The 14,058-nt window shown below is 48.7% G+C and carries 13 protein-coding genes; 7 read left to right on the top strand and 6 right to left on the bottom strand.

Annotation, left to right across the window (positions count from 1 at the left end; translation table 11 throughout):
* Window positions 1-72: 72 nt before the first annotated feature.
* Window positions 73-1,542, bottom strand: a complete 1,470-nt coding sequence (locus R3177_RS08075) for a DUF3300 domain-containing protein (RefSeq protein ID WP_318970528.1) — start codon at window positions 1,540-1,542, stop codon at window positions 73-75.
* A 114-nt stretch (window positions 1,543-1,656) separates the two neighbouring features.
* Window positions 1,657-3,396, bottom strand: coding sequence for a lysophospholipid acyltransferase family protein (locus R3177_RS08070; RefSeq protein ID WP_318970527.1), 1,740 nt, complete (start codon window positions 3,394-3,396; stop codon window positions 1,657-1,659).
* Between the two features lie 174 nt (window positions 3,397-3,570).
* On the opposite strand from R3177_RS08070, the gene R3177_RS08065 reads away from it, so the two are divergent.
* Entirely contained in the window at window positions 3,571-4,491 is a 921-nt protein-coding gene (locus R3177_RS08065; RefSeq protein ID WP_318970526.1) for a glyoxylate/hydroxypyruvate reductase A, read from the top strand.
* Between the two features lie 349 nt (window positions 4,492-4,840).
* Here the strand turns inward: R3177_RS08065 and smrA are convergent, their stop codons facing one another.
* Window positions 4,841-5,416: a DNA endonuclease SmrA gene (gene smrA / locus R3177_RS08060; protein ID WP_318970525.1), complete on the bottom strand. Its 576-nt coding sequence runs from the start codon at window positions 5,414-5,416 to the stop codon at window positions 4,841-4,843.
* Between the two features lie 85 nt (window positions 5,417-5,501).
* Window positions 5,502-5,789, bottom strand: coding sequence for a hypothetical protein (locus R3177_RS08055; RefSeq protein WP_318970524.1), 288 nt, complete (start codon window positions 5,787-5,789; stop codon window positions 5,502-5,504).
* Between the two features lie 289 nt (window positions 5,790-6,078).
* Here R3177_RS08055 and R3177_RS08050 point away from each other — a divergent pair, with 289 nt between their 5' ends.
* Window positions 6,079-6,459, top strand: coding sequence for a hypothetical protein (locus R3177_RS08050; protein ID WP_318970523.1), 381 nt, complete (start codon window positions 6,079-6,081; stop codon window positions 6,457-6,459).
* Between the two features lie 6 nt (window positions 6,460-6,465).
* Here the strand turns inward: R3177_RS08050 and R3177_RS08045 are convergent, their stop codons facing one another.
* Entirely contained in the window at window positions 6,466-7,806 is a 1,341-nt protein-coding gene (locus R3177_RS08045; protein WP_318970522.1) for a M20/M25/M40 family metallo-hydrolase, read from the bottom strand.
* Between the two features lie 152 nt (window positions 7,807-7,958).
* Between R3177_RS08045 and R3177_RS08040 the strand changes: the two genes are divergently transcribed.
* Together R3177_RS08040 and R3177_RS08035 are read left to right on the top strand one after the other, a co-directional pair.
* The gene (locus tag R3177_RS08040; protein ID WP_318970521.1) at window positions 7,959-8,336 is read left to right on the top strand and encodes a response regulator; all 378 of its coding nucleotides are present in this window, start codon (window positions 7,959-7,961) and stop codon (window positions 8,334-8,336) included.
* A gap of 61 nt (window positions 8,337-8,397) precedes the next feature.
* Window positions 8,398-8,760 (top strand): metalloregulator ArsR/SmtB family transcription factor, encoded by a 363-nt coding sequence (locus tag R3177_RS08035; RefSeq protein ID WP_318970520.1) that lies wholly within the window; start codon window positions 8,398-8,400, stop codon window positions 8,758-8,760.
* 61 nt (window positions 8,761-8,821) lie between these two features.
* Here the strand turns inward: R3177_RS08035 and rpsT are convergent, their stop codons facing one another.
* On the bottom strand, window positions 8,822-9,091 hold the full coding sequence (gene rpsT / locus R3177_RS08030) for a 30S ribosomal protein S20 (protein ID WP_019677096.1): 270 nt from the start codon (window positions 9,089-9,091) through the stop codon (window positions 8,822-8,824).
* Between the two features lie 175 nt (window positions 9,092-9,266).
* Here rpsT and murJ point away from each other — a divergent pair, with 175 nt between their 5' ends.
* The 3 genes from murJ to ileS form a co-directional block, all read left to right on the top strand.
* Window positions 9,267-10,841: a murein biosynthesis integral membrane protein MurJ gene (gene murJ / locus R3177_RS08025; protein ID WP_318970519.1), complete on the top strand. Its 1,575-nt coding sequence runs from the start codon at window positions 9,267-9,269 to the stop codon at window positions 10,839-10,841.
* A gap of 54 nt (window positions 10,842-10,895) precedes the next feature.
* Window positions 10,896-11,846, top strand: a complete 951-nt coding sequence (ribF, locus tag R3177_RS08020) for a bifunctional riboflavin kinase/FAD synthetase (protein WP_318970518.1) — start codon at window positions 10,896-10,898, stop codon at window positions 11,844-11,846.
* Between the two features lie 23 nt (window positions 11,847-11,869).
* The coding region (ileS, locus tag R3177_RS08015) for an isoleucine--tRNA ligase (protein ID WP_318970517.1) at window positions 11,870-14,058 on the top strand (2,189 nt) is incomplete at its 3' end.

Raw genomic sequence — 14,058 nt, 5'->3', positions numbered from 1 at the left:
CCACTTTAGTCGCAATTAAAAAGCCAGGACATTCCTGCCCTGGCTGATATTAAGGATATTTTCGATCACCGCTTACTCAATACTACGAGCCTCACGGTTATTTCGTACTTCACGACTGACGCTGGGTGTTGCCGGCCGCTGAATTTGCTGAGCCGGACGCTGTGGTTGCACCTGACGCTGCGGTTGCATCTGACGCTCTGCTTGCACCTGACGCTGCGGTTGCACCTGACGCTGCGGTTGCATCTGACGTTCTGGTTGCACCTGACGTTGTATTTGCATCTGACGCGGTGGCTGCACCGGTGTTATCCGTTGTTCCGGCCGGGCTGGTGGCTGGCGAACCAGTTGTTGTCGCTCGGCGCTTTTTGACACACTGGTTTCCATTGGCCGGCTCACTGTTGTCCTGACCTGCTGCTGGCCCGCCTGATGCTCACGGCTATTGATATGTGGCCGCTGGGTCCGCTCCATTTGTTCAACCCGCTCTGTTCGTTCGGACCGCTCTGCCCGCAGCTGGCTATTGAGCTGACGGCTGGTCGTTGCAACCGGTGCCTGACGTAAATTAACCTGTTCAGCGGTTCGACGTTGCATCACAGTGGCTGGCCGATGTTCGCGGCTTTGTTCAGTGGCATTGTGTCGATCACGGTATTGCTGCTCGCGATGCTTCGTTGTTTCGGCCCGGTACTCCTTCGTCACCTGACGGGCGTAACCAAAATTATGCTCACGGTTTAATACTTCGTAGCGGTAATGCACACCGCGTCTGTGATAGCTGTCATGCTGCCAGCGCCGCGCGTCGGTATAATGTTTATTCCGGCGTGGGTAATACTGCGGCGGTTGATGATAATAATGATGATTAACCACGATATGGCGATGATGCCAGTCGAAAATACTGAAATAAAACGATGGCCGTACGGTGAAGCTCGGGCCCCAGTAAAAATGACTGCTGGCATAGAAACCGCGGGGAGCATGCCAGTAAACGGGCGGATATGCCGACCACCACCAGTTGCCATACACGACCCGGGTGTCATAGTAAGGCACGTAAATCACTTCTGGCAGGCGGGGTTCAATAATGATCACTTCACGTTCGCGTTGCACACTTAAGTGCTTCATTTTGTCCAGCGAACCCTGCTGATAGGCGCGTTCCCGCAATTGCTGAATGCTGGCCAGCACTGCTGCCTCATCGGTTAGAAACATTTCACCGAGTTGCTGAGTCCAGCTTAAGTCATCACTTAGCCGTTTAAGCAAATCAGGAAAAGCAACCAGCGCTTTCACACTGGGTTCCCAGTCTTCGCTGGCAACAGCCTGGACGGCAGCATCCCCGCTTAAGTCAGGATTACGTGCTGACCAGCGGGCGGCATGTACCACTTCCAATGGATAGGTTGATGCGATCAGCACATGGGTCAGGACGGTATCCGGATACAAAGCGACCGGCGCCAGGATCTGGTCCAGTTCTGCCTGCGACAGGGTATCACTGGCTTTGGTATTAACGCTAAAGACCAGCAGTACACTCAGTAATAGGGCTTTTACACTTAAACTGGTGCTATACATAGTGGTTTCCTCCACAGTGGGCGGTATTGTCGCCAACGGCATTGACGACATTTTACACAAGTATAGGAGTTATAGGCTGCTGAGACTTAATGCTAACTGAACTTCGGTTAATCTTTACTCAGCCTTTACGTTGTGTTTGCTTGCCACATTAGTCAGGTAACGGTCCTGTTTTGCTGGCTTAAGCTGCTGTAAGTCGACCAGCACCAGGCCGTCTACACAATCAGCAAAGGCCGGATCGGTGCTGAATGCCAGAAAACTGACGCCGCCGGGCTGACACAGCTCGCTGTATTGCTTATATAAAGTCGGTATAGTCAACCCCATATTCGCCAGCAGATGTTTTAGCTGGATGAAATCGGTGCTGTAATCGCTGCCACTGAATTGTAACTGCAGGTATTGCCTTGCCTCATCAGACATTAGATAGGGCTGGTTAGCCAGCGCTAACGTGTTGTTGCTGCCAAAATACAATGAGTAGAAATACACCAGTAAATCGCGTGCCGTTTGCGGATAACTGGCTGACAGGCTGACCGCGCCAAATAAATAACGTATTTGCGGATTGTGTTGTAAGTAGGCGCCAATGCCATACCAAAGGTAATCGAGGCTGCGTTTACCCCAGTAGCGCGGCTGAATAAAACTTCGTCCGAGTTCCAGCCCCTGCGCTAAATAAGGTTGCATGGCCTGGCTGTATTGAAACAGACTGGCGGTATATAGCCCTGCCATTCCGTTTTTACTGATTAAATCATTACTGGGAGCCAGCCGGTAGGCACCAACCATTTCCAGCTCTGCCGGATCCCACAAAATTAAATGCTGATAGTCACTGTCATATTTGTCAATATCACGTTTGTTGCCAGTACCTTCACCTACCGCCCTGAAAGCGTGTTCACGCAGCCGGCCAATTTCCCGCATCAAAGCCGAGCTTTGCTGGTGATGATAGAGATAAATAAGTTTACCGTCACTGGTTGTACCGAGCAGCTGACAGTTTGCCAGATCGGCTTTTAATTCACTGCGTAGCTCCGGGTGAGCAATAGTACTTTGGGTGCGCAGTAAAGGTGTTTTGTCTTTAGCCAGCCGGTACAAATGCTTTTTAAACAGCTTAACCTGCTCTTTAACTGGCATTGGCAGCTGACTGTAACTGTCAAATGGGATCTGTTCGCCAATACGCATCGTAATGTGTTTACGCTGCTGTTTGAACATCTCCTGTACCAGCAGCATGGTAGCCAGCGGCTTGTAAAGCATAGAGGCGCCATAAAATAAAGCTGAATTTCTGCCATCAATAAAAATTGGTAAAATCGGGGCTTTGGCACTGCTGGCAAACCGTAAAAAACCATTATGCCACTTGCCGTCCCGAATCCCATTCGGTTTTAATCGTGACACTTCACCGGCCGGGAATAGCACCAGCGCACCGTCTTGCTGTAAATGCTTTCTAATTTCGCCTAAGCGACTGCGCTCAGTGCCCCCTGTCATATTATTAACTGGCAGCAGCAGACTGTGCAGTGCCGTCACTGACATCAACAACTGATTAGCAATAATTTTGACATCCGGCCTGATATCACTGATCAGTTTAATCAGCGCCAGACCATCTAATGAGCCAATAGGATGATTAGCAATAATAACGACTTTGCCGCTAGAGGGGAGTCGGGCAATTTCATTATCCCGGGCACTGTAACTAAAGTTAAAGTAATCCAGCACCTGCTCGACAAAATCCAGTCCCTGCAAATGAGGATATTGCTCAGTAAAAAAAACAAACTCCTGTTCGTGCAGCAAATAACTCAAGGCCCCTTTAACCGGTTTATATAGCCAGGGTTTACTGGTGATGCCAGGCAATTGTTGCTGAATAACCTGCTCGACATTAAACATAACACCTCCAGGGTATTGCCGTGGTAACGGCTTATACCTGCAGGCTAAACTGAGAATATGACAGTGAGGCGACAGTTTTATGGCGATTTACAGAAGATTACTGTAGTGCCAGTTTTGTTGGTTATGCGTTAGAATTGGATAATTTTCTGGCAGCAATATAAACGGAATTGGGCTATGAGCATTGCATTGATCATTCCTGATCGAAAACTGGATGACTTACAACAACGGTTGCAGCAAGCCTTGCCCGATACTGCCATTGAAATCTGGCCAGAGCTGGAAGACCCTGCTGCAGTCGAATTTGCTGTGGTATGGAAGCAGCCGCATGGTTGTCTGAATGGCCTGGTTAACCTTGAAGCCATCCAGTGTTTTGGCGCCGGTGTCGATTCAATTCTGAGCGATCCGACCTTACCCGACTTGCCCGTTAGCAGAATAGTCGACCCCGCGTTAACGGATGCGATGGTCGGCTATCTCGATGGCATCGTGAATTATTACCGGCTGCAACTGGATGTATTCAGTCGTCAGCAGCAACAATCGGTATGGCGCCCGAAAAGTCCACGTAAACTAAGCTCTGTTACTGTGCTGGGGCTCGGAGAATTGGGCGGGGCCGTAGCAGAACATTTTCACAAGGCAGGCTACCAGGTGGCTGGCTGGGCTCGCAGCGGTAAACACCTGCAAAATGTTCAGTGCTACGCTGGCGACGCGCAGTTGCAGCAGGCGGTAGCGGCTGCAGATGTTGTCATTTGTCTGTTACCGCTGACCCCGGCAACAGAAAACCGGCTTAATCAGGATTTCTTTCAGGCATTAAAGCCCGGTGCCATTTTTATTAATGTCGCCCGCGGCGCTATAGTTGATGAGACGGCATTACTGGCTGCATTGGAGCAGGGGCCGCTGGCGGCAGCCTGCCTGGATGTATTCCGGCGTGAACCGTTACCCGGGAACGATCCGTTATGGCAGCATCCGGCGATACTGATAACTCCGCATGTCTCAGCAGTAACCAATGTCAGTACCGTTGTTAGCCAGATTGCTGATAATTATCGCCGGGCACAGCAGGGGCGCCCTTTGCTTAATCCGGTAGATCGGCTCAGGGGTTACTAACTGTTTAAAAACACAGTTATTGTAAATATGTTACAAGTTAACTACACTTTGCCGCGGTTTAAGGAAACTTAAACAGAAACTCTAAGAAAAAGAACAAAATGCGTTATTGAGGTATGTTATGAGTAAAGCGTCCAGTCGTGGTTTTGGCTTTACTGCAATCGCCGTTGTGGTGTGTCTGATGGCACTATCGGCGTTTCTAACCAAAGCCGAAGCGGCCTGGTTATTAATCTGAAAGGTTAATTTAACTTACGGCAGCAGGAAAAGATTCGGTCAAAGGGAATGACCAAAACTCAAGGGGGCAGGGGTGTTACCAGTGAAAGCTGGTTGATAACCCTGACCCCTTGATGCTTCAGCTTCTGGCATGGCGTTCCCGGTTCTGCCGTTTTTGCTCAGCGTTTTTTTGCAGTAATACGTAGGTGGCACTGTAACCACCGTGTTGACGCTGGGCGGTATGGGCTGCCAGCACCGCAGGAAACTGCGGTAGCCACTTAAAAACATAACTGCGCAAAATGGCCGGGTGCGGCTTACTATTGCGGCCCATCCCATGATGCACCAGTAATGTGCGAATGCCTCGTTTGTGACAATCTTCTATAAAATGCATTAACTGGCTTCTGGCTTCTGTCAGGGTTTTACCGAGCAAATTAAGGGTGGCGTCCAGTTGATATTTGCCTAGCCGTAAATTGCGATAAACACCCTGCTGCACACCGTCTTTGCAAAATGCAAAAGGGTCATCCGGCTTAACTAAATCGACATATTCCATGCTCAGGTAGTTCGGATCGTATTCCATTTCCTGCTCAGCCGCCTTGCGCCGGGCTTGCTGCGCTAAGGTAGGGCTGAATTCAGTCTGCTGACGCACTTCATCTTGTGATAAAGGCTTTACATCCGTCATTTCCTGCAGAAACAGGTCAAGGTCATTATCTTGCATAGGCCGGCTCCAACTGCTCAGGACCGCTAAGTATAGCCTGCCACCGGGTCTGAAAAAAGTCCGGTTGGCGTTTGGCAGCTATTGCTTAGTTATCTGTTGTTAAAACTGGAGATCCCGGTGAGGTTATTTTACTGGCATTTAGTGCTTTGCGGCGGGCGCTGGCAAACCGGACTAAATAGTAGGCGTTGATTAATAGCACCAACAGGTTAGAAATAACGCCCTGCGGGATAGCAATATGGCTGTAATAGACAAATAACAGGCTGCAACCTATTAATGTAGCTAATCTGAGCCAGAATACGTCTTTAATAAAAAAAGCACCGATACAGATGGTCAAACCAACCCAGCTGATAATGTTATATACCATATTTTCCATACTGTACCGCGAAGGAGTTAACTGAAATGGCGCGCATTATGCTCATTGGTCAGCATCCCATCAACTGAGTAATTTTATCGTTGGTGCATTAGATAATTTAATGGGTTCGACCTGGTTATTCCTGGCTTTTTCAGTTAAGTAACTGATTTGATTTAACACAACCTGTTCTTGTCGTCAGAAAAGCTAATCTGATAAGGGCATGAAGCATGTTTTAGAACAAAATGCAGCAAAAGCTGGCCGGGCTTCTATACTTAGCTTGATGTTACGGTTGATATCAGAAGGTGATGCTGTGCTACCCACAAAAATATATGAACCTCTGCCATACAGTTATATGCTTGCCGGTTTAATCAGTATGGTATTAATACCGTCAGTGCTTGGCCTGTTATCCGGCTTGTTGTTATTTATGGCGGGGGCTTTGGTATGGATAGTGCGATCTGAGCACAGAAGGGAAGACGATGTATTTGCTGAACGAAAAAATGGACCAGTCCCTTTTTGGCTTTACGAATTATTGCCTTTTGGCTGCTTAGTAAGTGCGATGGTTATTTTTATTTTGCCATTAAACCAATTTTACTATCCGTCGGCGGTTATTTTGTTGATTGTGGGTGTGCAATTATGGCTTACCCGCAATATGCAGCGCCGGCACAGGCCGGCACTGCAGACAGAATTGTGATAAAAATTATTTTCGTAAATCGACACTGCTGTTTGCAATTTTGCCGGTCATAAGCATCCAGGCCTGCAGGTTTTGTTGTAACGCTGCCGGGTCAATCTTATCCAGAGTGTCATTTGGCGTATGATGAAAATCAAAATAATCAGTTCCATCCTGTTGCAAGCTGGCAACGGGCACCCCCAGTGCTTTTAACACGGATACATCGGGACCGCCGGATGCGGTATTGGTACCGGCGGCAATGCCAAGGTGTTTAAGATCCTGCTGAATATCCGCCGCAAAGGCTAAAGCCTGTTCGCCAAAGCCGGTGTCGAAACGCCAAATCCTGCCAGCACCAAAATCTGATTCTGAGGCAAATACATGATTTTGCAATTCGGCAGCATGGCGTGCCGCGTAGGCCCGTGCACCAATTAAGCCCCCTTCTTCATTGCCAAATAACACCACCCGGATAGTCCTTTCCGGCTTTTGTTGTTTGAGCAGCGCGGCTGTTGCCATAACCAGGCCAACACCGGCACCGTCATCCAGTGCACCGGTGCCTTCATCCCAGGAATCAATATGAGCACCAATTAATACAATTTCATCAGGTCGCTTGCTGCCGGTTATTTCGGCAATTACATTGTGGCTGGTTACTTCGCCTGGCAGGTTATTTTTCATATGCAGGCTTAGCCTGGTTTCGGGATGAATAGCCAGCATTTTACTTAATTGAATCGCGTCGGGCACCGAAATTGCCGCAGCAGGGATCCTGGCGACATCATCGGCATAGCGCATAATGCCGGTATGAGCAAAGCGATTATTACTGGTACCAACCGAGCGGATAATAATCGCTTTGGCGCCCAGTTTAGCTGCTTCAACCGCACCCTGTGCCCGGGCACCCACCACCTGGCTATAAAAGCTGCCGCGAATATCCTTGTGCAGCGTTTGGTTAATAAATACGATTTTGTCTTTGACATCAACCGGATCAGCCTGCTGCAGTTGCTGCAGGTTATCGAACATGGCAACCTGGCTGGTAATTCCGTCAAAAGGCGTACCTACTGAGCCGCCAAGTGCGGTGAGCACCAGCGCTTGATTAAAAGGCGCTTCTACCCGCAGGCTGGCATTGCCACGTTCCCAATATTGCATGGTAAAAGGCTCGCTCCAGACTTTGTCATAACCTAGCTGCTTAAATTTTTGCTCCGCCCAGGCAACGGCTCTGGCATCCGCCTCACTGCCAGCCAGTCGCGGGCCTACTTCTACAGTCAGGGACTCAACCAAATTATAGGCCAGATCATTATCCATTTTCAGCTCAGACCCCTGTACCTGCTGGCCGAGGGTCAGGGTTGTTGTCACGATTATTGTTGCTAACCACAATTTCATCTTTTAATTCTGCCTCAGTATTGGTAAATTATCGGGACTTTAGCATGCTTTTTATACAGGCCCTAGCAGCGGGCGGTGAAATGCATTTTGCCCAGGATAAGGTTGTCAGGCATAAATGTTTTCTTTGAAAATTCAGCAATAAGGCTTCACGGATGCAAGCTCAACATTGTTACACATCAGCGTTACTTGTCGATGACACCAGTACTGTCAGGGATTATCTGCGGCAAATTCTCGGGCAACTGGGTATTACCACAATTTACGAAGCGGCTGACGGTGCCAGCGCTGACCAGTTGTTCGCCACTTACCATCCGCAATTAGTTTTTCTTGATATTCAGCTGCCAGACATTAATGGCAAGGTACTATTAAAACGTTTTAAGCAACTGGATAAACAGACTCAGGTGTTTATGGTGTCTGCCCACTCCAGTGTTGAAAACCTGAAGGATGCGATCGCCGGTGGTGCTAATGCCTTTGTCGTTAAGCCGTTCTCGGCAAAAAGGATATGTAATTTAGTACAGTCACTGCAGCATTAGCTGACAATGCGGTTCACTGCTGATTAAATGTTCGTTTAATGTTTTATCTTGTTAAACAACAGTGATTATCTTGTCGCATTCTGGTCTAATCGGCATTATTCAGCCAAAACAGAAAGTCAGAGAAATGAAAATGAACCTGAATGACATGCTGGAAAATTCAGCGCAAGCAGTTAAATTACTAAAAGCTGTCTCGAATGAGCGACGATTAATAATATTGTGCCATTTGCTTGAAGGGGAAATGTCAGTTGGTGATATTAATGACAAACTCGATTTAAGTCAGTCAGCGTTGTCGCAACATCTGGCGTTACTTCGCCGGCATAAACTGGTTAAAACCCGCAAAGTAGCACAAACCGTTTATTATCGGTTAAGTAGTGACGAAGCAAAACAACTTATAGCATTAATGCATAAAATGTATTGCAGCTAATCACAGATAACCAGCAACAAAAAAGCCAGCTTTCGCTGGCTTTTTTGCTGGATACGATCAGTTAAGCAGCTTTCAATGCCTTAACATGGGCATTTAAACGAGCTTTATGACGCGCTGCTTTGTTCTTATGGATAAGGCCTTTAGCCGCCATACGATCAATTACAGGTACCATTTTGTTGAATGCTTCAGTTGAAGCAGTTACGTCAGCAGTTAATACCGCTGCGTAGGTTTTCTTGATGAAAGTACGCATCATAGAACGTTGACTGGCGTTTTGCTGACGACGTTTTTCTGATTGAATTGCGCGCTTCTTAGCAGACTTAATGTTAGCCAAGGTAACACTCCTAAAAACTAAAACCGGACTCTTTAAAGGCCGCATAATATGCCTATTTAATGGCCCGTTGTCAAATGCTTTCAGCGGAAAGTACAGTAATTAAATTGTTGCAGCTACTGGTAATCGGGAGCAATAACAAGCCAAAATAGTCAGGTCGTGATTAAAGGAGCAGCGAGTGTCAGGAAAATTATTAAAATCTGGCTTAATTGTAAGCGCTATGACACTGATTTCACGAGTGTTAGGGCTGGTTCGTGATGTGGTTGTCGCAAATTTTGTTGGCGCAGGGGCAGCAGCCGATGTGTTCTTTTTTGCCAACCGGATCCCAAATTTTTTACGCCGCCTGTTCGCTGAAGGCGCATTCTCACAAGCTTTTGTGCCAGTATTAAGTGAAGTTAAAGCATTGCATGGCGATGATGCAGTGCGCGAGCTGATTGCCAAAGTAGCCGGTACACTGGGCGTTATTGTGACTCTGGTTACCATATTCGGCGTGATCGCGTCTCCGCTGATTGCGCTGCTTTTTGGTATGGGTTGGTTCATTGAGTGGTTAAATGACGGCCCTGATGCTGCTAAGTTCGAACTGGCCAGTCTGATGCTGAAAATTACCTTTCCTTATTTGTGGTTTATCAGCCTGGTGGCACTTAGCGGGGCTGTGCTTAACACTTATAACCGGTTTGCGGTTGCCGCTTTTACTCCGGTATTTTTAAACATTGCCATTATCGGCGCTGCGCTCTATCTGGCCCCTGTCCTGAACGAGCCGGCGATGGCGCTGGCCTGGGGGGTATTTATCGGTGGCCTGGTGCAGTTAGTGTTTCAGCTGCCGTTTCTGGCCAAAGCCGGGCTGCTGGTTATGCCCAGGTGGGGCTGGCGCGATCCACATGTTAAAAAAATCCGGACGCTGATGCTGCCGGCTCTGTTCGGGGTATCAGTCAGTCAGATCAATTTATTACTGGATACCGTCATTGCGTCTTTTTTGCTTACCGGCGCTGTCAGCTGGCTATATTATTCTGATCGGCTGATTGAGTTCCCGCTAGGCCTGTTTGGCATCGCGATTGCGACCGTTATTCTGCCTAACTTATCACGGCACCATGCCAGTGCCAGTGGCGCAAAGTTTCGTCATACTCTGGACTGGGCGATCCGGTTTGTGGCGATGTTTGGTTTACCGGCGATGGCGGCACTGATCGTATTGAGTAAACCTATCATTATGCTGTTGTTTATGCGTGGCGAGTTCAGTCAGCAAGATGTGCTGATGGTATCCTACAGTCTAATGGCCTATGCCACGGGTTTACTCAGCTTTATGCTTATTAAGGTGCTGGCTCCCGGATTTTATGCCCGGCAGGATATTAAAACCCCGGTACGAATTGGCATTATTGCGATGATAGCCAATATGGTATTCAATCTGCTGCTGGCTCCGTGGCTCAGTTATGTTGGCCTGGCCCTGGCTACTGCCTTGTCGGCCAGTTTAAATGCGTTTTTGTTGTACCGCGGTCTGGTGCTGGCGGGTGTTTTTAGTTTCGAAAAGTCCAGCTGGCTGTTCCTGGCAAAAATTGCCGTGGCAAGTGGTGTTATGGCCGCGGGTTTGTATTGGCTAAGCCCACCGTTCGCGGTCTGGCTGACGCTCGATTTCTGGACTCAGATAGGACGGCTGGTGTTATTGTGTATGCTGGGTATTGTCAGCTATTTTGTCATGTTATGGTTACTTGGGATAAGACTCTCCCATTTTAGAGTGCAAACTATTGCTGAAAGCAATTAAGTTAGTGGTTATAATGCCGCGTTTAAAAGCAGTAGTGGCAACCTAAAGGCAGGCATGGAGTTAATTCGCGGCTTACATAATATTCAACCCCGGCATCGTGGCTGTGTGTTGACCATTGGCAATTTTGACGGTGTCCATCTGGGACATCAGGCCGTGTTACACAAAGTACAGGCTATTGCCAAGCGGCTGAACTTACCGTCCTGTGTGATGGTATTTGAACCACAACCACTTGAATTATTCGCGGGCAGTGCCGCTCCGGCCCGCTTAAGCCGTTTTAGGGAAAAATATACTGAATTAGCACGGCTGGGCATTGACCGGTTAATCTGTGTCGCATTTAATTCTAAATTTGCAGCTATGCAACCCGAAGTGTTTATCGAACAGCTGCTGTTAAAACAGTTGGGCGCCCAACAACTGATAGTAGGCGATGATTTCAGGTTTGGTAATAATCGTGCCGGCGATTTTGCCATGTTGGCGCTCGCTGCCGAGCGTTATCAGTTTGGCTTAACCAGTACGTCCAGTTTAATGCTGGGCCAGCAACGGGTCAGTAGCACCCTGATCCGCCAGGCGCTGCAACATGACGATTTGGCTGCGGCAGAGGCCATGCTGGGGCGGCCATTCAGTTTAACGGGCCGGGTGCGGCATGGTCGTAAGCTGGGGCGGAATTTAGGCTTTCCGACAGCAAATGTCTGGCTTTACCGGCGCAAGTTGCCGGTGCATGGGGTTTATGCCATTACTGCTGAAACGAAATACGGCTGCTTTCAGGGCGTGGCCAATATCGGCAACCGGCCTACAGTGCAGGGTCAGCGAGAGCAGCTTGAGGCACATCTATTCGGTTTTAAGGCTGATTTGTATGGTAGTCAGATAGCGGTAACCTTGCATCATAAATTACGAAGCGAACAACGCTTTGCCGATTTGGCTGCGTTGCAACAACAGATCACGGCAGATATGCTTGCTGCCAAAACTTATTTTAGTCGCCAGGCTGCAACTGCCGGCAACGTAAGCTAACTTTTTAAAACGGAATAAAACGGATGAGCGATTATAAGCATACCCTTAACCTGCCTGAAACCGCCTTTGCCATGCGTGGGAATCTGGCCCAGCGCGAGCCGCAAATGCTGGCAGAGTGGACAGCGGATGGCCTGTATCAGCAGATCCGTGCAGCGAAAAAAGGCAAAAAGACATTTATTTTGCACGATGGCCCACCCTATGCCAATGGCAATATACATATTGGTCATGCAGTTAATAAAATTTTAAAAGATATTATTGTAAAAGCGAAAACGTTGTCCGACTTTGATGCCCCCTATGTGCCAGGCTGGGATTGTCACGGCCTGCCAATTGAGTTGGTGGTAGAGAAAAAACACGGCAAGCCCGGCACAAAGTTAACAGTGGCAGACTTTCGTCAGCACTGTCGTGAGTATGCCCAAAGCCAGATTGAAGCGCAGAAAACGGATTTCGTCCGCTTAGGGGTGCTGGGTGACTGGGACAATCCTTATCGCACTATGGATTTCAGCTCTGAAGCGAATATTATCCGGGTGTTGGGCAAGATCATCGCAAACGGTCATTTGCAGCAGGGTTTTAAGCCGGTGCACTGGTGTACTGACTGTGGTTCAGCGCTGGCTGAGGCGGAAGTCGAATATCAGGATAAGGTATCGCCAGCGATTGATGTGCGCTTTAAAGTGGCAGATGAGCAGGTTGTGGATAAATTTGACCACCCTGAGCAGCACCGCGGCCAGGGTCCGGTGTCTGTGGTGATCTGGACTACGACACCGTGGACGATTCCGGCTAACCGCGCAGTGGCGGTAAACGCTAAACTCGATTACAGCCTGGTGCAGGTTGAACAGGGACCCAATGGCCCGGAGCGGTTAATTATTGCTACCGATCTGGTGAATGAGGTGATGGCCCGCTCAAATATCGAGCATTACCATGCCCTGGGTTTTTGTAAAGGCGAAGCACTTGAACTGGTGCAAATCCGCCATCCATTATACGACTTCAGCGTACCGGTTATTCTCGGTGAGCATGTGACGACTGAATCGGGTACCGGTTGTGTTCACACGGCACCCGGCCATGGTCAGGACGATTTTGTAGTTGGTAAGCAGTACGGCCTCGAAGTTGCTAATCCGGTAGGTGCCAACGGTGTATACCTGCCTGATACGCCGATGTTTGCCGGTCAGCACGTATTTAAAGCCAACGACAGTGTGGTAGAGGCGCTAAAAGCTGTCGGTGCTTTACTGGTTCACAAAGCATATAAACATAGCTATCCACATTGCTGGCGCCATAAAACGCCAATCATTTTCCGGGCAACCCCGCAATGGTTTATCAGTATGGATAAACAGGGGCTGCGCCAGCAGTCGCTGACTGAAATCAGCAATACCCGCTGGATCCCGGACTGGGGGCAGCAACGTATTGAGAAAATGGTGGCTGGCCGCCCTGACTGGTGTATTTCGCGTCAGCGTACCTGGGGGGTGCCTATTGCGCTGTTTGTTGATAAAGATACCGGCTCTTTGCATCCGGATACTCAGACACTGCTGGAGCAGGTTGCCAAGAAGGTTGAGCACGGCGGCATTCAGGCCTGGTTTGATATGGAAGCAAGCGAGTTGCTTGGGGCCGATGCACAGCAGTATGTCAAAGTAAGCGATACGCTGGACGTCTGGTTTGATTCCGGTGTGACCCATGCATTTGTGGTAGACGAGCGGCCCGAATTTAATCATGTCAAACAGGCAGATTTATATCTGGAGGGGTCCGATCAGCACCGTGGTTGGTTTATGTCATCGTTAATGACCGGTGTTGCCAGCAAAACCCATGCGCCCTACCGACAGGTTCTGACCCATGGTTTTACTGTCGACGGTGAGGGCCGCAAAATGTCTAAATCATTGGGCAATGTGGTATCACCACAGGACGTTATGAATAAACTGGGCGCGGATATTTTGCGGTTATGGGTAGCTACTGCTGACTATACTTCCGAGATGACAGTCTCAGATGAGATCCTGAACCGGGCAGCCGATAAATACCGGCGTATTCGCAACACAGCGCGTTTTTTACTGGCTAACCTCAATGGCTTTAACCCGGCGACTGATTTGGTGCCGTTTAACGAAATGGTTGAACTGGATTTATGGATGGTAAGCCGCGCAGCTAAGTTGCAGCGGGAAATTATTGAGGCTTATGACAATTACCAGTTCCATCAGGTAAGCCAGAAACTGATGAATTTCTGCACTATTGAGCT

The sequence above is a fragment of the Arsukibacterium sp. genome (assembly GCF_033722355.1).
Lineage (GTDB): Bacteria > Pseudomonadota > Gammaproteobacteria > Enterobacterales > Alteromonadaceae > Alishewanella.
Note: the sequence above shows the minus strand (reverse complement) of the source record. Positions and strands in the feature narration are given on the sequence as shown.

Excerpts from the sequence above, each read along its gene's own strand:
- R3177_RS08075 (WP_318970528.1), bottom strand. The coding sequence starts at position 1,542 with ATGTATAGCACCAGTTTAAGTGTAAAAGCCCTATTACTGAGTGTACTG.
- R3177_RS08070 (WP_318970527.1), bottom strand. The coding sequence starts at position 3,396 with ATGTTTAATGTCGAGCAGGTTATTCAGCAACAATTGCCTGGCATCACC.
- R3177_RS08065 (WP_318970526.1), top strand. The coding sequence starts at position 3,571 with ATGAGCATTGCATTGATCATTCCTGATCGAAAACTGGATGACTTACAA.
- smrA (WP_318970525.1), bottom strand. The coding sequence starts at position 5,416 with ATGCAAGATAATGACCTTGACCTGTTTCTGCAGGAAATGACGGATGTA.
- R3177_RS08055 (WP_318970524.1), bottom strand. The coding sequence starts at position 5,789 with ATGGAAAATATGGTATATAACATTATCAGCTGGGTTGGTTTGACCATC.
- R3177_RS08045 (WP_318970522.1), bottom strand. The coding sequence starts at position 7,806 with ATGAAATTGTGGTTAGCAACAATAATCGTGACAACAACCCTGACCCTC.
- R3177_RS08040 (WP_318970521.1), top strand. The coding sequence starts at position 7,959 with ATGCAAGCTCAACATTGTTACACATCAGCGTTACTTGTCGATGACACC.
- ribF (WP_318970518.1), top strand. The coding sequence starts at position 10,896 with ATGGAGTTAATTCGCGGCTTACATAATATTCAACCCCGGCATCGTGGC.